Origin of the sequence: Cyanobium sp. Aljojuca 7D2 (genome assembly GCF_024346415.1) — a bacterium.
Taxonomy (GTDB): domain Bacteria; phylum Cyanobacteriota; class Cyanobacteriia; order PCC-6307; family Cyanobiaceae; genus Cyanobium_A.
In genome coordinates this window covers 32,117-50,019 of the sequence record NZ_JAGQCX010000003.1, presented here as the reverse complement: position 1 = coordinate 50,019, position 17,903 = coordinate 32,117, and the positions used below count along the sequence as shown (strand labels likewise).

The 17,903-nt window shown below is 65.3% G+C and carries 28 protein-coding genes and 1 pseudogene; 19 read left to right on the top strand and 10 right to left on the bottom strand.

All coding sequences use genetic code 11. The annotated features are described in order from the left end of the window. Positions 1–6 precede the first annotated feature (6 nt). From KBY57_RS04505 to KBY57_RS04490, 4 genes are all read left to right on the top strand, one after another. A complete protein-coding gene (locus KBY57_RS04505) occupies positions 7–354 on the top strand; it encodes a hypothetical protein (protein WP_254994683.1) in 348 nt (115 codons plus the stop codon). A 411-nt stretch (positions 355–765) separates the two neighbouring features. Continuing rightward, complete coding sequence (locus tag KBY57_RS04500) at positions 766–963, top strand: hypothetical protein (RefSeq protein WP_254994682.1); 198 nt, start codon at positions 766–768, stop codon at positions 961–963. After that, entirely contained in the window at positions 960–1,343 is a 384-nt protein-coding gene (locus KBY57_RS04495; protein ID WP_254994681.1) for a hypothetical protein, read from the top strand. Before KBY57_RS04500 ends, KBY57_RS04495 begins: the two co-directional genes overlap by 4 nt. Before the next feature lie 87 nt (positions 1,344–1,430). Continuing rightward, a complete protein-coding gene (locus tag KBY57_RS04490) occupies positions 1,431–1,697 on the top strand; it encodes a hypothetical protein (protein WP_409996404.1) in 267 nt (88 codons plus the stop codon). A 27-nt stretch (positions 1,698–1,724) separates the two neighbouring features. Here KBY57_RS04490 and KBY57_RS04485 read toward each other — a convergent pair whose 3' ends face one another. After that, a complete protein-coding gene (locus KBY57_RS04485) occupies positions 1,725–1,985 on the bottom strand; it encodes a Nif11-like leader peptide family natural product precursor (RefSeq protein WP_254994680.1) in 261 nt (86 codons plus the stop codon). Between the two features lie 591 nt (positions 1,986–2,576). On the opposite strand from KBY57_RS04485, the gene KBY57_RS04480 reads away from it, so the two are divergent. The 6 genes and pseudogenes from KBY57_RS04480 to KBY57_RS04455 all read left to right on the top strand — a co-directional run. Next, on the top strand, positions 2,577–2,828 hold the full coding sequence (locus KBY57_RS04480) for a hypothetical protein (RefSeq protein ID WP_254994679.1): 252 nt from the start codon (positions 2,577–2,579) through the stop codon (positions 2,826–2,828). Between the two features lie 664 nt (positions 2,829–3,492). Then, positions 3,493–3,879 carry a hypothetical protein gene (locus KBY57_RS04475; protein ID WP_254994678.1) on the top strand — a complete coding sequence of 129 codons (387 nt, stop codon included), beginning with the start codon at positions 3,493–3,495 and terminating at the stop codon, positions 3,877–3,879. 448 nt (positions 3,880–4,327) lie between these two features. Continuing rightward, on the top strand, positions 4,328–4,849 hold the full coding sequence (locus tag KBY57_RS04470; RefSeq protein WP_254994677.1) for an SLOG family protein: 522 nt from the start codon (positions 4,328–4,330) through the stop codon (positions 4,847–4,849). 51 nt (positions 4,850–4,900) lie between these two features. Beyond that, complete coding sequence (locus KBY57_RS04465; protein ID WP_254994676.1) at positions 4,901–5,521, top strand: siphovirus Gp157 family protein; 621 nt, start codon at positions 4,901–4,903, stop codon at positions 5,519–5,521. Between the two features lie 82 nt (positions 5,522–5,603). Then, positions 5,604–6,602 (top strand): RAD52 family DNA repair protein, encoded by a 999-nt coding sequence (locus KBY57_RS04460; protein ID WP_254994675.1) that lies wholly within the window; start codon positions 5,604–5,606, stop codon positions 6,600–6,602. A gap of 48 nt (positions 6,603–6,650) precedes the next feature. Next, positions 6,651–6,812, top strand: a pseudogene (locus tag KBY57_RS04455) (DUF433 domain-containing protein); the annotation flags it as partial. A 42-nt stretch (positions 6,813–6,854) separates the two neighbouring features. Here the strand turns inward: KBY57_RS04455 and KBY57_RS04450 are convergent. Both KBY57_RS04450 and KBY57_RS04445 read right to left on the bottom strand, forming a co-directional pair. Further along, entirely contained in the window at positions 6,855–7,274 is a 420-nt protein-coding gene (locus tag KBY57_RS04450) for a PIN domain-containing protein (protein WP_254994674.1), read from the bottom strand. Continuing rightward, on the bottom strand, positions 7,274–7,543 hold the full coding sequence (locus tag KBY57_RS04445; RefSeq protein WP_254994673.1) for a prevent-host-death protein: 270 nt from the start codon (positions 7,541–7,543) through the stop codon (positions 7,274–7,276). The genes KBY57_RS04450 and KBY57_RS04445 overlap by 1 nt, the downstream gene beginning before the upstream one ends. Positions 7,544–7,579: 36 nt before the next feature. Here KBY57_RS04445 and KBY57_RS04440 point away from each other — a divergent pair, with 36 nt between their 5' ends. Further along, positions 7,580–7,882, top strand: coding sequence for a hypothetical protein (locus KBY57_RS04440; protein WP_254994672.1), 303 nt, complete (start codon positions 7,580–7,582; stop codon positions 7,880–7,882). Positions 7,883–7,890: 8 nt separating this feature from the next. Continuing rightward, the gene (locus tag KBY57_RS04435; RefSeq protein WP_254994866.1) at positions 7,891–8,313 is read left to right on the top strand and encodes an NUDIX hydrolase; all 423 of its coding nucleotides are present in this window, start codon (positions 7,891–7,893) and stop codon (positions 8,311–8,313) included. Positions 8,314–8,395: 82 nt separating this feature from the next. Here KBY57_RS04435 and KBY57_RS04430 read toward each other — a convergent pair whose 3' ends face one another. Next, positions 8,396–8,878, bottom strand: a complete 483-nt coding sequence (locus tag KBY57_RS04430) for a hypothetical protein (RefSeq protein ID WP_254994671.1) — start codon at positions 8,876–8,878, stop codon at positions 8,396–8,398. After that, positions 8,862–9,452, bottom strand: coding sequence for a hypothetical protein (locus tag KBY57_RS04425; protein ID WP_254994670.1), 591 nt, complete (start codon positions 9,450–9,452; stop codon positions 8,862–8,864). Before KBY57_RS04425 ends, KBY57_RS04430 begins: the two co-directional genes overlap by 17 nt. Positions 9,453–9,863: 411 nt before the next feature. Here KBY57_RS04425 and KBY57_RS04420 point away from each other — a divergent pair, with 411 nt between their 5' ends. Next, a complete protein-coding gene (locus KBY57_RS04420; protein WP_254994669.1) occupies positions 9,864–10,097 on the top strand; it encodes a hypothetical protein in 234 nt (77 codons plus the stop codon). A gap of 109 nt (positions 10,098–10,206) precedes the next feature. Here the strand turns inward: KBY57_RS04420 and KBY57_RS04415 are convergent, their stop codons facing one another. Together KBY57_RS04415 and KBY57_RS04410 are read right to left on the bottom strand one after the other, a co-directional pair. Further along, on the bottom strand, positions 10,207–10,452 hold the full coding sequence (locus KBY57_RS04415; RefSeq protein ID WP_254994668.1) for a type II toxin-antitoxin system HicA family toxin: 246 nt from the start codon (positions 10,450–10,452) through the stop codon (positions 10,207–10,209). Further along, positions 10,445–10,663, bottom strand: a complete 219-nt coding sequence (locus tag KBY57_RS04410) for a type II toxin-antitoxin system HicB family antitoxin (protein ID WP_254994667.1) — start codon at positions 10,661–10,663, stop codon at positions 10,445–10,447. The genes KBY57_RS04415 and KBY57_RS04410 overlap by 8 nt, the downstream gene beginning before the upstream one ends. A gap of 270 nt (positions 10,664–10,933) precedes the next feature. Here KBY57_RS04410 and KBY57_RS04405 point away from each other — a divergent pair, with 270 nt between their 5' ends. The 6 genes from KBY57_RS04405 (at position 10,934) to KBY57_RS04380 (ending at position 15,014) form a co-directional block, all read left to right on the top strand. Continuing rightward, positions 10,934–11,482, top strand: a complete 549-nt coding sequence (locus KBY57_RS04405; RefSeq protein ID WP_254994865.1) for a sigma-70 family RNA polymerase sigma factor — start codon at positions 10,934–10,936, stop codon at positions 11,480–11,482. Positions 11,483–11,570: 88 nt separating this feature from the next. Continuing rightward, positions 11,571–11,930, top strand: coding sequence for a hypothetical protein (locus tag KBY57_RS04400; RefSeq protein WP_254994666.1), 360 nt, complete (start codon positions 11,571–11,573; stop codon positions 11,928–11,930). Further along, positions 11,914–12,285: a hypothetical protein gene (locus KBY57_RS04395; protein ID WP_254994665.1), complete on the top strand. Its 372-nt coding sequence runs from the start codon at positions 11,914–11,916 to the stop codon at positions 12,283–12,285. The genes KBY57_RS04400 and KBY57_RS04395 overlap by 17 nt, the downstream gene beginning before the upstream one ends. Beyond that, the gene (locus KBY57_RS04390; protein WP_254994664.1) at positions 12,282–13,625 is read left to right on the top strand and encodes a glycoside hydrolase family protein; all 1,344 of its coding nucleotides are present in this window, start codon (positions 12,282–12,284) and stop codon (positions 13,623–13,625) included. Before KBY57_RS04395 ends, KBY57_RS04390 begins: the two co-directional genes overlap by 4 nt. A 132-nt stretch (positions 13,626–13,757) precedes the next feature. Then, positions 13,758–14,531 (top strand): hypothetical protein, encoded by a 774-nt coding sequence (locus KBY57_RS04385; RefSeq protein WP_254994663.1) that lies wholly within the window; start codon positions 13,758–13,760, stop codon positions 14,529–14,531. Between the two features lie 141 nt (positions 14,532–14,672). Beyond that, positions 14,673–15,014, top strand: a complete 342-nt coding sequence (locus KBY57_RS04380) for a hypothetical protein (protein ID WP_254994662.1) — start codon at positions 14,673–14,675, stop codon at positions 15,012–15,014. A 275-nt stretch (positions 15,015–15,289) separates the two neighbouring features. Here KBY57_RS04380 and KBY57_RS04375 read toward each other — a convergent pair whose 3' ends face one another. The 3 genes from KBY57_RS04375 to KBY57_RS04365 form a co-directional block, all read right to left on the bottom strand. Then, on the bottom strand, positions 15,290–16,102 hold the full coding sequence (locus KBY57_RS04375) for a polysaccharide biosynthesis protein (RefSeq protein ID WP_254994661.1): 813 nt from the start codon (positions 16,100–16,102) through the stop codon (positions 15,290–15,292). Between the two features lie 345 nt (positions 16,103–16,447). Beyond that, positions 16,448–17,098, bottom strand: coding sequence for an ElyC/SanA/YdcF family protein (locus tag KBY57_RS04370; protein ID WP_254994660.1), 651 nt, complete (start codon positions 17,096–17,098; stop codon positions 16,448–16,450). Further along, a complete protein-coding gene (locus KBY57_RS04365; RefSeq protein WP_254994659.1) occupies positions 17,095–17,889 on the bottom strand; it encodes a YdcF family protein in 795 nt (264 codons plus the stop codon). Before KBY57_RS04365 ends, KBY57_RS04370 begins: the two co-directional genes overlap by 4 nt. Positions 17,890–17,903: the final 14 nt, after the last annotated feature.

The following is a 17,903-nucleotide window of genomic DNA, read 5'->3' as shown; positions in this document are numbered from 1 at the left end:
AGACCAATGCCCACCGACCTTTCCACCCTTGACCTGGCGACCATCAACGCTGCCCAGAGCGTGATCGTTGCCGCCATTCGGAACCAGTGCTGCCAGTGGGAGCAGGAATCCAGCGATGCCGTTGCTGATGGTCGCCTCTCCAACGCCGTGATGGTTCAGCACTGGGCGTTTGCCGCTGACATCCTTGCCAGCAAGGTAAGCAGCGAGTTCAGCACCCTGTTCATCAGGACACTGGATGCCCGCATTGGCGACCTGACCAGCACCCCTCAGCGTTCTGCCGCCGATCAGGTGGTGGATGCCATCGCCTTGGAAGTGGCATCAGCACAGGAAGCACCCGAACTGGTTGCCGTCTGAGCGACAAAAGCAGCACAAGGAGCACTGTTACCAGTCCCCTGTGCTATGATTTCAGTGTTGAGGGGCAAGAAACTCATAGCAGTTCGCCCCTCCAACCCTTTTCCCAGAAACCCACAGAGGTTCCATCCGATGCTTCAGCAATCCATTCCCCGCCACTGGCACTTCGCCACCCCAGAGCACGAGGGTCTATCCATTCGCCTCTCACGCTTCACGGGTGAGTTTGATCTTTCCCGCCGAACCCAAGTTGGCGAGATGTGCTGGGAGACAACCATCCTCTCCAGTCACCAGACCCTGGAGCAGGCAGTCGCCGCTGCTGATCAACATTGCTTGGTGGCGTCACGATGAAAACCCAGACCGCTGCTGGCGCTGGCGGAATCCCACGCCAGAATCACGCGACCCATCCCAGCAGCAATGGCATACGACCATCCTGACGCTCCCAAGCAGTTCGGTATCCGCCTCAGCGACGAGACGATGGAACTGGTATCCGCCATTCAGGAGTTTCGCCAACGCACCAATCAACCCACCACCCTTGCCGCCATCGTGGAAGACGCCATCGGCATCTATTACGACACCCTGGTGAAGGAGGGAGCGATTTATGGAAACAAATGACACCACTACCGCCAGGAGCACTGAGTCATCTGCTCAAGACCCTGCCACCAGAGCGACCAGACCCATTCCCCCACCTGGCAGACCTCAATGCCGACCAACTGATTCAGAGGCGGGTGGAGGTCACAAGCACCATCAAGACCCTGGAGCAGGAACGGCAGGTGATTGACGCCGAACTGCTTTCCACCTTTGGCGATGCCGAACTGCGCTTTGGTGTTCGTGCCCCTGGTGGTTGGGTTCTTCGCCAGCGGTCGCGAACCTCCTGGGAATACTCACCCGAAACCAAGGAGACCATCAAGGGTCTTCAGCAGCAGGCACAGCGCGATGGGCGGGCACAACCGCTGGTGAGCACCTATCTGGTGGCAGTTCAGGAGGAAACCTGAGAGGGACCGATCGAAGCAAATTCTGGTAATATATTACTACTTGTAAAGGCGGCAATGTTCACGAGTCTCTTCGGGATCCTATTTGCGGTGCTGTCCTTCGTTCAAGTGCCCCAGTGGGACAACGACTGGAAAAAGTGCTCCGTTGCCGTCCCCGACACTGCCTGCCATTGGTATGTGGTGAACCCTGACAACACCTTTGGCAAGGGGTTCAGTTGGATCACCGCTCCTGAGTTTGATGTCGCCACCCTGCGGGATATCGGCATTCAGCACGAGGTCACCGTGGCACAGGGTTATCAGACCACCGTTGAGTTGATGAATGCCACCTCAACGGTCAAATACGGCGACGATTACTGATCGCTTCAACGCCTAGTAAGGCATGTATCAGCGACGGAACACCCGCTGGAGGTGGGCAATTGGGTTGGTCTGATCGTCGCCACGAACAGTCCAAAACTCGGTGCTGCCACTGGTCAAGAGAGCGCGGAAGTCATCAGCGTCAATAAAGATGCCTGCCGCTACCGCCAATGCCACCATCTCCTCTGGGGTGTTGGCACCATAAAACTCTTCCTCAATCTCAGGGTCACGATCTACCTGATGGCAGATGTGATCAAGCGCATCCAGCAGGGGTTGAGAGTGGGTTTCCACACTGCTTTGGCGGGTAGATCTCAACGCTACGCGAGCAACAGGAATCGCAGCACAAAACTTTACGAATACTGCGCTAGACGCTATAATCACAGCAGTGAAACCCACAGAGGTTCTATCCAATGCTCAAGACCTCAAGCAACGGCACTCAGGCACCTGCTGCCATCAAGTTCTCTCTGCGACCCACTGCCGAAACCCTGGCGGATCTGTCACGCCCCATTGACCCTCGGCACCTCAAGACGAGGAAGCAGGGCAACACGACCCTGACCTACTGCCCCTGGAACACCATCGCTCGCCACCTTCATCACCGTGCTCCTGGTTGGTGTTGGGAGGTTCAGAGCGTTCAGGAGGTTGGTGGTGCTGTGGTGATCACTGGGCGCCTGACCATCCCCACTGCTGATGGAGACCTGCTCCACTACTCGGCAGTTGCCTCTGAACCACTGGAATCAAAATCCCAGGCACCTGCTGCTGAGGTTGCTGCTTCATCTTGCCTTAGGAGGGCGGCAGCGTTGGCGGGTCTTGGGTTGGAGTTGTGGGGTTAATCCAAATAAAAACTATTTGGTTGCGACCTTAAGTAGAGTCACAAGTTGAGCAGTGACATCAGCAGAAGGGAACCACTCATCAGTTAAGATGAATCAAACAAGAGATGGGGGATTCCCAATGTATGAAGGCCTTTCCACTTTTGAAAGGACACTCGCAAGGTCTGGAGACAAGGTAAGTCTCATAGCAGGACTTGAGTTGGCAGGAAAACTCTCACCAGAAGATGCTTATCAGCAAACAAAAGGTCTCTACAAAGAACTCAAAGATCTGAGAAAACAGGAAAAAAGTGGTTGGGACATCAACTGATGATCCCTACTGCCGATGGAAACCTGCTTCACTACTCGGCAGTGGCATCAGAACTGTTGGAGTCAGCGTCCAAGGCACCCGCCATTGGGGTAGACCTCAACAAACAAGGACTCCCCAGCAGAAACCCGATATTTCTTGGACTGGGGTTGAAGCGCCCTAAGATCGCTGTCGGTGAAAGGCATTTGAGAAATACCCCAACACGCAAGTAGTCATACCCCAACAAATCCCCCAACCAACTTTTTCGGCGACCCTGGTTTTAGGTGGATGTCCCTGGACGACCAACCTGCCAAAACCCCAGAACCAGCAAAGGGTCTGGACGTACCAGACCCTTTGAAAACCCTTGGAAAGCGGAGAGGGTGTCCGTGTGCAGCGGATCAGATTGGATTCCCTGGGACGGTTTGGGACAACGGGTGGTGCTTTCTATACCGTCTTTTATACCGTCATTCACCATCTGTGATGGATGACCGCTGTTGGAGGCAGATTCTCGCTGCCGTGCCGCACCTGAAAGCGCCGGTGCCAGGTCAGGTGGCTCAAGCCTCAGGCCATGACCCGCAGGATGAGAGGAGGGGCCGTTGAATCTGGAGACGTTCAGGCTGGCCACTGATCCGGGGCCAGACTGAGATGCTCCATCAGACGACAGCAAGGGGCTGAGCAGAACCCTGTCATGGCCCACCGATTGATCGTTTCCGACAACCGTGACGACCCGGGCAACCCCCTGGTGCTCGATGGTGAAGTCATTGACGCAGCGGCGCAGGATCCACTGGCGATCGGAAAGCTGATGGTCGATCAGGTCTGGGCAGAGGGGACCGATCCCACAGGCGGGGGCCTGTACTACGAACGCAACAGCAACCAGCACCGGCGGCTGCAGGCCTTTGAGACCGGCAGCGAAGACTTCATGACTGGCGGCTGGGTGCGGGTGCTTGCCACCGCCGAGCAGGTGCGCAAGGAGCGTCCCGGCATGGAGCGTGCCGCCAAAGCTGGCCTGGTGAAGATCCACGGCACCCACCGGGGTGTGCTGCTGGTGGAGTTCCTGGACGTTCCCTGGGGCTGAGCAACCGCCGCAGGGCTCCGGTCGGCGGCGGCCGTCCTTCAGCGTGCCACGGCTGCGCCGTGGCGTGCATCGGCCAGCCGCCGCCGCCCTCCGCTCCGGGGCCGGTGTGGGGGTGGGCAGGCAGGGCCGCTCTCCCGCGGCTGCGGTGGCCGGGCCTTCGCCCGCGTTGATGAGGAAGAGGAAGGCCCCAAGTTTCCTCGCGCGGCTGCGCGGTCAGCTGGTTGTTCAGCTGGTTGTTCAGCCCTGAATCTGGCGGGTCTGCTTATCAGCTTTCCGATCCATCAGCGCATGGCTTTGCTTTGCGTAGATCCACTGCCCCGCAGCCATTCTGCCCGCTGCTCAGTGCGTTTGTACTGGTAGAATAAGAGCTGCGCCAAAGGCCACGAGCCCATCGCCTGCGGCAACGAAATCCTCGGACAACTTGCCCCGTTCGTTTGCTCTGTAGCCCATGAGCTTGTCCTCTGCTGCAGTGGCCCAGGCCGCTGCATTGTCTCTTCCTGGCCTATTGCCGGCGCCGGTGGCAGCCCATCGCTCGGTCGTCATCGTCGCGGCCGGTGGCCGTGATCTCGTCTGGCCCCAGGAGCGCATCGCCTCCGCCCTGCTCCAGCGCAGCGGTAGCCGGCCTGTCCATCTGCTCCTGCATGGCGGGGCCCGTGGCGCTGATCGTGCCATCGGCCGTGCCGCCCATCAGCTCGGCTGGCGGGTCCAGTCCCTCGCCGCTGATTGGCGCCGCTATGGCCGCAGTGCAGGCCCCATCCGCAATCGCCTTCTGCTCGAGCAGGCCCTGGTCGAGGCCCAGGCCCACACCTCCCCAGCGTTCAGCGCCTCGGTGCTGGTGATCGCTTTTCCCGGTGGGGCAGGCACGGCCTCGCTGGTGCAGCAGGCCCGCCGCTGCTCCTCCCGCTCACCGGTGCCGGTGGTGGTGATGGAAGTGCCGCCGCCGTTCTCGCCGGAGCCCCTCCCCGCCTGAGCGGCATCCGCCGTCCCGTTCCTCTTGTTCCTCGTTCCCATTCACATCCCCATGGCTGTTCTCACTGCCCCCGCCGCTCCACTTTCCCCATATCTCCCCCAGGCCGCCGGGCCGTCCTGCTCCCTGCAGCGCTCAGGCTCCCTCTGGCAGCTGGGCATCGAGGCCCAGGAGCTCACCACCGCCGTTGGCCAGCTGGCCGAGCAGCTGGAGAGCGACGACGCCGAGGTCCGCGCCCAGGCCCTGGCCGAGCTGGAGGCTGCCCTGCTGGCCGAGGAAGGCAACAAGGCGGCCCTGGCCGCCAAGGCCGATGCCACCTGCTGGGTGATCGAGCACCTCCGCGGCCAGGCCGCCTACCGCCAGCAGCAGGCCAAGCGGCTCACCGAGCTGTCCCGCTCCGATGCCTCCCGGGCCGACGCCCTGGAGGAGTCGCTGGTCTTTGTCCTCACCCAGCTGCAGCCCACAGCCAACCGCTTCTCGTTCCCGAATCACGAGCTCACCTCCCGCAAGTCCTCTGCCGTGGTGATCGACGACGAGCAGGCCCTCGATCCCGCGTGGCTGAGCTTCACCACCACCAGCAAGCCGGACAAGGCAGCCATCAAGGAGGCCCTCAAGGCGGGCCAGCAGATCACCGGCGCCCAACTCCTCTCCCGCCGCTCCTGGCGCATCTGCTGAGGGGGCAAAGCCCCCTCATAGGTGGGGTCCTGGCTGAGCAGCCGGGGCCCTCTCACCTCCTCACACCATTGCTTCCAACGCCATGACCGTCGCCGCTCCTTCCGCCAGTGGGGCCCGCACCACCAGCCGCCCCGCTTCTCCTCGACCCAGCCAGAGGCCTCCATCGGCCCTGGAGCTGATCCGCTCTGCTGACCGCGCCGAGGAGGCCCCACCAGAAGCTGGCTCCGTTCCTCAGGCTCAGCCCTCCGGCTTCTCCCCAGAACAGCTCGCTGCCCTCTCCGCTCCCCTCGATCGGGCCAACGTCCGCCAGCGGGAGCAGGGCCGCAGCCGTGTGAGCTATCTGGAGGGTTGGCAGGTGATCGCGGAAGCGAACCGCATCTTTGGCTTCGATGGCTGGCAGCGGCAGACGATCGCCGTCCGCTGCGTCGCCCAGGCCGAACGCCTCATCGGACGCGATCAGAAACCAGGCTGGGGCGTCACCTACACCGCCCGCGTGCGCGTCACCGTCACCGCCGGTGGTCTGACACCCCTGGTTCGGGAAGGCAGCGGCGCCGGCCACGGCATCGACGCGGATCTCGGCCAGGCCCATGAATCGGCACTCAAGGAGGCCGAAACCGATGCCATGAAGCGGGCGCTGATGACCTTCGGGAACCCGTTCGGCCTCGCGTTGTACGACAAGGCGCAGAGGCAGGTCAGCAGTGCTGCGGGCCATGGTGATGGAGCCCAGCGGCCAGGCGGGCAGCGAGCACCTGTTGGCCGACCGGCGGCTGGTTCTCCATCCGCCGCCGTTGCCTCCCCTGCTCAGGGCCGCACCCAGGCCACGGCACCGACTCCACCACCATCAGCCCCGGCCGACTCCGGCCAGGTCCCCCTCGATGCCGAGACGATCCAGCACCTCCACAGCACTCTGCGGGCCCTGCCACGCCCCCTGCTGGAGAGCCTGACCCGGGCCTTCCGCAAGCGGTTTCAGGTGCCCGAGGAGGCGGTGACGATCGCCGATCGGATCAACCAGAAATGCCACCACGACTGGATTGAGACGTTCCTGGTGCAACACCAGTTGCAGCCAGGCCGAGCTGCTTAGCCCCTTTCCTGAGGGGGCCAGTCGGCGGTTTCTGCCTACGGTTGGCCCATGGCCTTCTCCCGCATCAGCCACGATCCCGCCGTGGTGGGCGGCAAGCCCTGTATCCGCGGGCTGCGCATCACGGTGGGCACGGTCGTGGGGTTAATCGCCAGCGGCAGCAGCCGTGAACGGATCCTGCAGGCCTACCCGCAACTGGAAGCGGCTGACATCGAGGAGGCGCTGACCTCGTGGCAGCGGCAACCCACCGGAAGCTCAGCAGTCGAGATAGCGCTGCACCGTTGCCGTGGTCCAGGTGGCCACGCCGGTGCCGAAAAAGTCCTGGTCTTCCGTCCAGATGGCGCACTCCAGCTGGAGCGCCAGAGCCAGTGCGGGCCAGTCAGCAGGATCGCGGATGCGCTTGAGCGCCTCGTCCCTGGCCGTTTCGATCCAGGTGCTGTCGACGATCTGCACCACCTCCATCAGGCTGAGGAAGGCCTCCTGGCAGATCTGCAGATCAAGGCCTCGACGGGCTGCCAGTTCGCTGAGGTAACCCGAGGCTTCAGAGGCATTGGCCTCTGCCACGAAGAAATCCACCTCACGGGCGGAATCGGCGATCAGAGCCCTCACCCTGACACCGAGACAGCCGCGGATGAGGATGTTGGCGTCAAGCACCAAGCGTTTGCGCTCTGCCATCAGGCCGGGGCCTGATGCTGCTGATCCCGCCTCCAGTCCTTGAAGTCAGCCGCCAGCTCCTCTTCTGTCAGGCCCATTCGCTGCAGCTCAACCTGCATGAGGCGGCCGGCTTCCAGGAGCCGCTCGCGTTCGTTGAGATCGGATTCTTGCGGTAGGGGGACATAGAGCCCAACGGTGCGCCCATGGCGCGTCACCTCCAGCGGGGTGGCTGATTCCAGGTGCGAGGCCAGGCGCGCCCGAAGCTCTCGAATGCCGACACGGACAGCCACGCAGCACCCCGCAAAGTGTGTACACATCCTAGGCGGATGTTTCGGCCTCTGCTGGTGCAGGTGCCACGCCAGCATGAGCACACCGGGACTACCGCCGTGCTTCTGAACCCCCTCTGCCCGTTCACTGCCGCCAAGGTGCTGGCCCTCAAGGCCACGGTGATGCTGCTGCTCACCCTGCTGATCAAGGCCAGGGTGCAGATCGGCGCAGCATCAGCGGTTGGCATCGCCCTGTTGCTGCTGCAGACCCTGGTGTTTCTGGCGATCAGCGGTGGCCTGGTGCTGGCAGCCGGTGGGGCAGCACTGGTCGCCACCCAGCAGCGCCGGCCGGCGGCAGCCTGATCGCAGCCATCGCAGTTGAAGTCGCCCTGGCGATGCTGCAGCGGGAGGGCCGCTGGCTGATGCAGCTGCGCGACGAGATCCCCACGATCGTCGCCCCCGGTTGCTGGGGCCTGTTCGGTGGACACCTCGACCCTGGCGAGACGCCGGAGCAGGCGCTGCGGCGTGAGCTGCTGGAGGAGATCAGCTGGCAGCCCCCGGTACTGGAGCTGGTGATGGTGCACCACATCCACCGCCGCACAGCCCATGTGTTCCGCTCTGAGCTATCGGTGCCGCTGGAGCAGCTGCAGCTGCTTGAGGGTCAGGACATGGCCCTGGTCAGTGCGGAGGAGCTTCTGGCGGGATCGATCTGGAGCAGTCAGCTGAGTTGCCACCGTCCCCTGGCCGATGGGTTGCTGGAGGTGATGCAGCAGGTGCTCGCGGGGCAGATCTGAGCGCCACGGAGCGCACGGGGAGCGTTCACCCCCTGGGATTCCCCCGCTCCACCGGCTTCACCAGCATGGATTGGGGCAAGACTCAGCTCGGCGGCGGGGACGATGCGGCCAGCCGTTGGGCGATCGCCTCGGGTGGCACACCCACCTGCTGAGCGATCAACAGCACCAGCAGCTCCAGTCGATCGAGGCGTTGCTCCAGCTGTTGCAGGTCGGCACCACCGACCTTGCCGGTGGCTTTTGCACCCTTGCTGGCCTTGATCGGCAGGGCAGTGCGTAGGGGCGGGCCGTCTGGATGGTTGAGCAGGGCCTCGATCTGCTGCGGCTTGGGCCCGCTGCTGAGGCCCTTGATGCCCCGCTCTTTGCACAGGCCCCACAGCACCTTCACCGACAACGGCTCGAGGTCGGCACGGTTGGCTCGCTCCTCACCTGACAGCAACGCCGTTGGCGTACTGGTGGCGGGGGTTGCATCAGAAGAAAGCTCCTCCTGCAGGCCCCGGTAGAGGCGGGCATCGGACTGCGCCAGGTCCCGCAGGGTTGCCCGCAGGGTGTCAGCGATTTGCCCCACGCTGGCCTCCCTCTGCAGCGGTCCCTTCATCCTCCATCTCCTGGAGATCCAACTGCTGGACGCCGATGTCCACAGGGCCCTGGTGGCCGTTGCCGCCGAGGCTCAGGGGCGGCAGCTCCTTACTCTTTTCAACGAACGCCTGGCGCTTCTTGTCGAGCTCCACCACCTTCTCTTTGGTGGTGGTCCAGCGGTTGATGAAGCGGATCACCGCCTGCACCAAGCCACCAATAAAGGAGCCGCCCTGATAGGTCCTGCGGCCCAACTTGTACCGACCGAATTCATTGACTAGGTCGTCCCCGGCGTCTTCCAGATCACCAGCAATAACGGTGACGATCTCCAGCATTTCGTAGACGTCGGTTCGCACGGACGCCTCACGTTTGGCCAAGGCCAGCAGCCTCACCCGCAGCTGGGCCGCTTCTTCTTTGGCCTTGTTGGCCAGGCTTCTGTGCTGGCCGCGGCTGCGCAGGGAGCTGGTGTAGCAGCTGCGCAGTTCGCGGTAGGTGCTGTTGAGATCCTCACGCCTCATCGGCTCGGGATCGGGCGGGAAGTCGCTTGTTGACGGCAGGAAGACCATGCAGCACACTCAGCTGCTCTGATCCTGGATCGCAGCCCTACCCAACAGGCCGCCACAACGCAGGCCAGGAAATGCAGAATTCGCATGGACCGGCCATCGCGTCCTGTCAGCGACGTGACTTGTGCCAGAGGCTACCTTTCGCCTCTGACGGGAATCGTTGCAGCTCTTCTTCTTTCGTAACGGGCTATCCCGCGCTCGTAACGACTTCGGATTGGTTCGCCATGCTCACTGGCGCTGATCGGATGCCCGGTATCACCAGCAGCGGCTGGGGGTGATTCAGCTGATCGTGGCCAGGCCCTGGCGCTGGCGATCACGCCACCCGGCCTGCCCCGGCTTGCGCACCACGCAAGGGCTGACGCGAGGCGCTGCGCGCCCCTTGCCTGGCGCTGGCAGCGCCGGGGCTGAACGGCGGTGTCGTTCGCCAGCCCAGCCATGGCCACCACTCCTCTCAGTCGCTCCTGCCCGATCCGCATCATCTCGGTGCATCTCCTCGGGGCTGCCGGTGAGCTCCTCAGGGTGCTCTTCCTTGATCGCGAGGGGCACCTCTCTGCGGAGCCTCACTACGTGCCCCGCGATGAAGCCCTGATCCTGGCCTCCAATCAGCAGCGGGTGCTCGGGCCTCAGGCCGAGGTGCGGGTGCTCTGAGGCCCGAGCCCAGTCGCCCATTCATCGCCCGGCGGTTCACCCCGCCGGGCTCTTCTGCGCCTGGAACTGTTGATGGCTGCCGCGCAGGCCTCGTCATGGCGCGCGGAGTTCAAAGGGCCTCGATGAAGGTGTCGCCATCGACGCCGGCTTGACGCAGCACGCTGGCCAGGGTGCCGATGGCCAAATCCCGGCGATGCAGGGGAACCACACAGATCACTGATCCAGTCGTGCCATCGGCGTTGGTGCTGGTTCTGCGGAGCACCAGGTGGCTGCCTTTCTGGCGCACCTCCTCAAACCCCAGCCTCTTCAGTGCTGCCACCACCTCGGCGGCAGGGAGGCGCGGGAGCTTAGGCAACGCTCACCTCAAAGGTGGTGAGCAGCCGCGGGACCGGCACCGGCTGGGGACACTCCTCCAGGAAAAGCTCTGTGGCCTCCCGCAGGTTGGCCAGGGCTTCTTCCACGGTTTCGCCTTGGCTCACGGTGCCCACTTCCGGGCACTCGGCCACGTACACCTCCTCCTCGCGGTGAAGGATTGCCGTGAGTCGTTGGGCGGTGGCAGTGCTCATCGGCGTTGAGCGGTGTCCTTCCAGTCTGGGGCTTCTGCACAGGACCAGCTAGCAGCCCGGCAGTCAGGGGAGGGGATCGCCACCAGGGCCGGCGCACACCCACCGGATCCCTCGGCCAGTCCTCACGCCGTGTCAAGGATCGGGCCAGGCGCCCCAGGGGGGCGTCCTTGCCGCGGCGCTGCGGCCGGCCGGTGGGGGTGGGGTTCTCCGCCGTCCCCCAGATGGCTTCCCCCGCTTCCTCCCTCAGCCGCTCGGCCCTACGTGCCCGCGATGGTGCTGGAGCACCTGCCCCTGGCCGATGCCATTGCCTCCGCCACCGCCCGGCGCCTGTTCCCGCTGGTGGAGCGGGAGGATCTGATCCAGGTGGCCCGAGAAGCCCTGGTCCGCTCCGCTCCACGCTGCAGAGCCGGCGAGCCAGCTGAGCCCTATCTGCGCCGCTGCATCACTGGGGCCCTGCAGCACCACCTCCGCGATCGCGTGCGGCTGGTGCGGGTGCCACGCCGGCTGCATGAGCAAGGCCATTGCCCGCTGCGGCATCTCAGCCTGGATGCCAGCTGTGATGGCGAGCCCTGCCTGCTCGATCAGCTGCCCTCCCCTGAGCCTGAGCCGGCCCTCAGCGAGGCCATCCATGGCCTGGCGCTGGAGCAGCTGGTCGATCAGCTGCCTGCTGCCCAGGCCACAGCCCTGAGGCTCACAGTCCTTGATGGCCTATCGCTGCGGGCTGCGGCTGAGCGGCTGGAGATCAGCGCCATGTCGGTGATGCGGGCCCAGAAGAAGGCCATCGCCGCCCTGCGGCAGCAGCTCTCTGGTGGGGGCTGAGGCCCCTTCCCAGCTCTGCGCTGGGCCTGCCTGGCAAAGGCCCATGGAGGGCTGACCGCATCCGTAGGCGGTGGCCCCACTGATGCCGATGGCACCTCCGCAGCTCAGTAGCAACACCGCCCCAATCCTGGCCCTAGTCGGCGCGGAGATCTTTTCGTTGATGGCCTTCGTCGGCGTCTGTGAGGCCCGCGCCACCGACATCGCCCTATGCGATAGCCGCTGGTCGCTTGCCCTGCCGGCCATCGCCCTGGCGGGTCAGTCGGCCGCCACCTACTTCATGGACTCCGGCCGCCCGGGTGCCAGAGGCCCCATGGCGCCGGGCCCTGGTGGTGGCGGCCCCGATGGCGGCATGCCATCGCCTGTGGTGCGCCACCTGCCCCCGCGCAACCGGCTTGGTCAGTTCCGCTCCAACAACGACGAGGACGGGGACGATGCGCTGGCTGCTTGATCTGGCCGTTGCCCTCCTCGCCCTGGGTGCCGTCGAGGCCCTGGTGAAACAGCTGGCCCGGCGGTTCGTGCAGCGCCGGATCCTGGCGGTAGCGCCACTGCTGTTCCGCCAGCTTGATCCACTGCTGGCGGCACTGCTGCAGCGCTGTTCCGGCGCTGAGCTGGAGCAGGTGGTGCGCCAGAAGCTGGAGGCCCTCACCGGCGAGAGCTGGGCCAGAGAAGACCTGGGGCCGCTGTTTGCCCTGTTCGACCCGCGGGCGGCGGCCGATCACGCCCTGGGACAGATGAGTGATGACGCCTTCTCCCGCTGGCTGGAGGGGGCCACCCCTGAGGAACTGGAGCGGTGGCAGCCATGAGCAAGACCGCCAAGCCCAGCAAGCCGCTGGTGCCCACCAGCAACTACGTCAGCCACTACGACCCGGCCAAGAGCCACCACCGCGCCTGGCTGCAGGCGGTGCTCGATCGGCTGGTGGCCCTCCATCCAGCAGCCCTGGCCGAGGGCAGCGAGCTGCGAGACCTGTGGAAGGCAGCGGTCGAAACCAAAGCACCAGAGGCGCAAGTTCCCCAGGCGTGGCCAGAACAACCGGCCACGGTCATAGGCCTCCCGCCAGTCGTTGCCGTCGCACTCCCGCTCGTGAAGGAGTTCGAAGGCTGCCGGCTCACCGCCTACCCCGATCCCGAAACCGGGGCTGAACCCTGGACGATCAGCTGGGGCAGCACCACCTATGCCGATGGCAGCCAGGTGCGCCAGGGCGATCGCATCAGCCAGGAGCTGGCCGACGCGTTGCTGCACACCCGGCTGATGCACGACGCCACAGAGCTGGCTGCGGCGTTGCCGCCGGAGAGCTGGCAGGCGCTGAACGTCAACCAGCGGGCTGCCCTGCTCTCCTTCTCGTACAACTGCGGGCCCTACTGGTTTGGCAGCCCGGGTTACACAACGCTCACCAGGCACCTGCGCAACCAGGCGTGGGAGCAGGTGCCGGCGGCGCTGATGCTCTACGTCAACCCCGGCGGGCCCAGCGAGGCCGGGCTCAGGCGGCGGCGCAAGGCGGAAGCCGCGCTCTGGAATGCCAAGCCTGCGGGAGCGGGCGCGATGCCATCGGCACCGGCGGTGCTCCGCCACCCTAACCCGCTGGTGGGAGTGCCCCGGTTCAATCAGCGCGATTCGGTGCAGCTGGCCCAGCGCGATCGCACCTGTTTTTCGTCGAGCTGCGCCATGCTCCTGGAGGCCATCAAGCCCGGCACCCTCAAGGGCGCCAATGGCGACGACCAGTACCTGGCCGTGGTGCAGCGCTTTGGCGACACCACTGACGCCAGCGCCCAGCTCCGTGCCCTGGCCCATTACGGCGTCACCGCGCGGCTGGTGCAAAACGCCGACTTCAAGCTCCTCGAGCAGCAGATCAACCGGGGCATCCCGGTGCCTTGCGGTTACATCCACCGCGGGCCGGTTGAGCGGCCCACCGGATCGGGCCATTGGCTGATCGTCTACGGCTACACCCCCACGCATGTGGTGGTGAATGATCCCTGGGGAGAGCCGGATCTGGTCCACGGCACCACGCTCAACGCCAAGGGCATGGGGTTGCACTTCTCCCGGCTGAACTTTGGGCGGCGCTGGATGGTCGAGCCGATCGGCGGGGGCGCCTACAGCTATGCCCCCGGCAAGGGCTGGGCGGTGGTGGTAGACAGCATTCGCTGAGGCGTGTCCTGAGAAAAAGCGGCTGCGTTGTGGGGTCGGTGCCGCAGGCCCTTCCATGCTCCGCGCCTCGGCAAGGGTTTCACCAGCCAGCCGGGCTGGGCGTTGGGCTCCGCTGCGCTCCGCCATTCGCTGGTGGCTGGCCCTTGCCTTTCGGCGCGGTTGCAGGGCGGGTCCTGCGTCACCCCTCCTGTGGCTGCTGCCGAGTCCCACCGTGCCTCCCTGTCCTTCCCGTCTGACAACGGCAAAACCGGCCCGATCGCTGTCTCCAGCACCAGCCGGCACACCTGCCCCTCCAGTTGCCCGCTGGCTGGCGATCAGGGCTGCTACGCCGAAGCGGGCTTTCACACCCGGCTGCACTGGGATCGGCTCAGCCGCGGCGAGAGCGGCTTCCCGGCAGCAGCTTTCATCCGCCAGGTGATGGCACTGCCGGCCGGCATCCTCTTCCGCCACTGCGTGGCCGGTGATCAATGGCCTGATCCAGCCGATCCGCTGCGCATCGATCAGGCCCTGTTGCTCCAGCTGGCGCGGGCCACCCGGCATCTGCGAGCCGCCTGGTCGTTCACCCACTTCCCGATGGGGCCCGCCAATCAGGCCACGTTGAAGCTGGCTGCGGCCAAGGGGCTGGTGGTCAATGCCTCCACCGAGTCCCGCTCCAGGGCGGCCGCGTTGGTGCGGCAGGGCATCCCGGCGGTCTGCGTGGTGCCGCCCGATGCGCCAGCGGTGTTCTGGCATGGGGGCGTGCGGTTTGTGGCTTGCCCCGCCAGCCGCAGGGGCCGCAAGGTGCAGTGCATCAGCTGCGGCGGCCGGTTTGGCCGGCCCCTCTGCGCCCAGGCCGAGCGGGGGTTCGTGATCACCTTCCCGGCTCATGGCGCCCGCGCTGCGGCGGCAGCAGCTCACTGCAGCTGAGCGGGCAGGGCCCGATGAGGCTTGCTCCTGTGGGGCTTGACCCCCTGGGTCTTGCTCCGGGCCTCTCCAGTCTGGGGCCTTCCTGCGTCAGGCCCCGGCTGGGATCGGTCCCGTCGCTGCGCCGCTCTCGGCGCCGATTCCATGGCCATGCTTTCTACTGCGGCTTCTTCCTTCTGCCGGATCGCACCGGAAGGTGCGTGTTGCAGGCCGGAAGAGGATCCGTTTCTACTGCTCGAATCGAGCCTCAAGGCGATCGAGCGGATCCTGCAGATGCGGCGGGGGCTGCCGCTGCGCCGTACCTGGATCGAGCAGCCTTATGGAGAAGAGGAGATCACGATCCTGGAGGAGGAGGTGATTCCGGCGATCCAGCAGTGCCTGGCGCGCATCGATGAGCTCGATGGTGAGCTTCAGGCCCAGCAGGATGCCGAGGTGGCGCTGCGGCAAGCTCAGCGCTCCGCAGAGATCGAGCTGGCGATGGCCTGAAGCCCACGGGGGGCTGCGGCCCCCTGCCGCGGCAACAGCGAGCCGCATGCCGGGGAGTCCCTGATCGGATCCAGGACTCCAGGCCGAGATGCAAAGCCCGCTTCAGGGCTGGATGCTGCAACCAAGCAGCCAACCAGTCAACGCGTCACTTGGTGTCATGCCGGTAAAATGCTGATGTTGTTTTTGGTGCACTAAAAAATGGCGGAGCCTTGTTTTTGGGGCTTCGGATGTGTCCCATCCCCCATCGAGCGGGGCGCCGATAGCGGCAGCCCGCATCAAGCGCTGGGATCACGCCAAAGCTGAAGCAACGTCTGGCTCACCACTGAGTTGTCGTAGGCCTGCAGAGGCGTGCTCACAGCCTGCAACCAATCCACCAGGGGCTGCCGGGGCGCATGGACAGCCTGCGCCAGGGGCTGGCTTTGGGTCTGCTGGGGAGAGCCCAAGGGGTCGGGCCAGCTCAGGACCACCCGCTGTCGGTTCGCCGTGATGGCATGGACCGCAGCTTGGGCGGCGCTGTCCTGACGCCAGGCGCGATCTATTGGCAGGCCTTCCTCCTGAATCGGATCAAGGCTGCGCGGGAAACGCACCACGGTCATCGGAAGACCGGGAAGGAGTGCAGCAGCCTCAAGGACGGAGGCTTCTGCAGCGGCCAATGAGGCCCCGAGCACAGTGTGGGTCTGGAGGGCCAGATCACTGCTGAGGAAGACAAAGGGTCCCGTGGGGGTACTGATGACAACCTGCAGCACTTGACGGGTGAGCAGCAGGTTGCGGTGCACGGCATCGCAGGGGTTGGCCTGCGCCAAGGACTGGGAACGTCGCGTTTGACCATGAAACAGCAGGCACCCCTGGCGCTTGCTCAAGGCTGCCTCCAGCGAGGCGCACTCGCGACTGCCGGAAAACGAGCAGAAGTCGAGTTTGGTGTGAGGAGCCTGGAGCTGTTGAAAGTCCTGAAACACCTCATGGGCCTTCCCTAAGTCCGTGAGGTCACTGCAAAGGGCCAGGCTTTTGGGTTGCTCGCGCAACAGTTCGAAGACAAATGGACGGACGACCGGCAGTCCAGCCCCGGTGACAACGGCATGGCGGATCATCATCCTGCACCTCCCACGTCAGGGATGGCTCCGGCTGCACGTCCAGCTACAGGACAGGACAGGGTCGAAGCCAAGAGAAAAAGCATGATTAAGAGAGCAACAGCAAAAGAATGAGTCGCCTCACAAAAGATCTGAGCCCACCACAAAGCCGCTCAACAGCTACAGCAACCTGGGGTTGATCGAGCCTGAACTGACCCCGGCAAGCAGACCAGGTTATGAACATGCAGGATCAGCATATCTGTTACCAAAGGGCCGGAGTTGGAGCGGGTCTATTCGATTTGGCGGGCTTGATCCCAATACCCAGGCAGACCGTCTGTGTGCCCCTAGCTTGAGCGCGACTGTGGTTCATGGTGACGCGAAGCAAGCCTGCACCTTGCGTTGGCGTTTGGCCGCTTTGATGGAAGCCCCGGTGCTGCCGGTGGCGCGCCAAAGCTGCAGTCGTAGAGCATCACGCCACGACGGCCAATGGAGCCACCACTCTTCTTCAGTCATCAATGGGACGCCGGTGGGAACCGGCAAGGCCACAACCTGGCTGCCGCTGCTACCCACAGCCACCTGAGCGGCCCACTGCGCCCGGGGGAAGTGGTGGGGGTCGCTCACCAGCAGCAGCTGGCCTGGGGCGGGCTGCCCCTGCTGCCGGCGTTGCTGCAGCCACTGGGCCAGGGCCACCGCCTGGGTGGCGGTGTCAAAGCCCTGGTGCAGCACCCGCAGCTGGGGGCGGTTGGGGTGGGAGCGGGTGTTGCCCTGGTGGGTGCTCCACTGGGCGGCGGTGGGTTGGCGCGTGGCCAGGCAGGTGATCAGCAGGATCGGTTCGCCGCTGCGGCCCTGGCGTTGCAGGGCCCAATCCAGGCGGTGGTAGCCATCGAGTACCACCAGCCAGGGATCCCCAGCCGCGGGCCAGAGGCGTGGCCGCAGGAGCGGCCAGGCCAGCCACAGCAAGGCCGTGGCCCCTGCCAGGGCCAGCCACGACGGCCTGGGCGGAGGGTTCCGGTTCACCAGGAGCGGTAGAGGGTGCGGCCGAGGGCTTCCCGCAGGGCGCGGCTGCTGCGCTCGAGGCCATCGGCCGAAGGAATCCAATTGAGGAGGTTGGCCGCGGGGTGGCCGGCCCAGGCGCCGCTGGCCTGGAAGTCCACCGGATAGGGCAGCACCTGCAGGCCCTGGCGCTCAAACAGGCGCCGGGCGCGGGGCAGGTGGAAGGCGGAGGTCACAAGCACCACGCGGCTGCCGGCGGGGAGCTGGGCGGCGATGGCGCGGGCCTCCTCTGCGGTGTTGCGCACCCGGCCGGTGGTGGCCAGATCGGCGGCGGGAAGGCCCAGCTCCAGGGCCTGCTGGCGCAGTACCTCGCCTTCCGGGGGCAGCTGGGGCTGCAGGGGCCACCAGCCGCCGGTGAAGATCAGGCGGGGGCGCTGGCCCTGGCGGCGCAGCTCTTGGTACGCCTCGATCCCCCCGAAGAAGCGATCGGCGTCTACCCATTCACTGGTGCGGGCCGGGCCTGGGGCGGCGTGGCGACCGCCGCCCAGCACCACCACCGCCGCCGGTGCTTGGCTCACCCGGGCAGTGGCTTCTCGGGCAGGGCCGAGCAGGGCGGTGGCCGTCTGCCGCTGGTAGGGGCGCTCCAGCCAGCGCCACAGGCCCTCGGCCACCAGCGGCGTGGCGAACACCCAGAGGAGCGCCAGGGCGGCCAGAGCAGGCCAGCGCGTGCCGCGCACCGCGCCCCAGAGCAGCAACAGCAGCGCCAGCCCCAGGGGCAGCACCAGCAGGGGCAGCAGCTTGCTGAGCAGAAACATCAGATCAGCCCCAT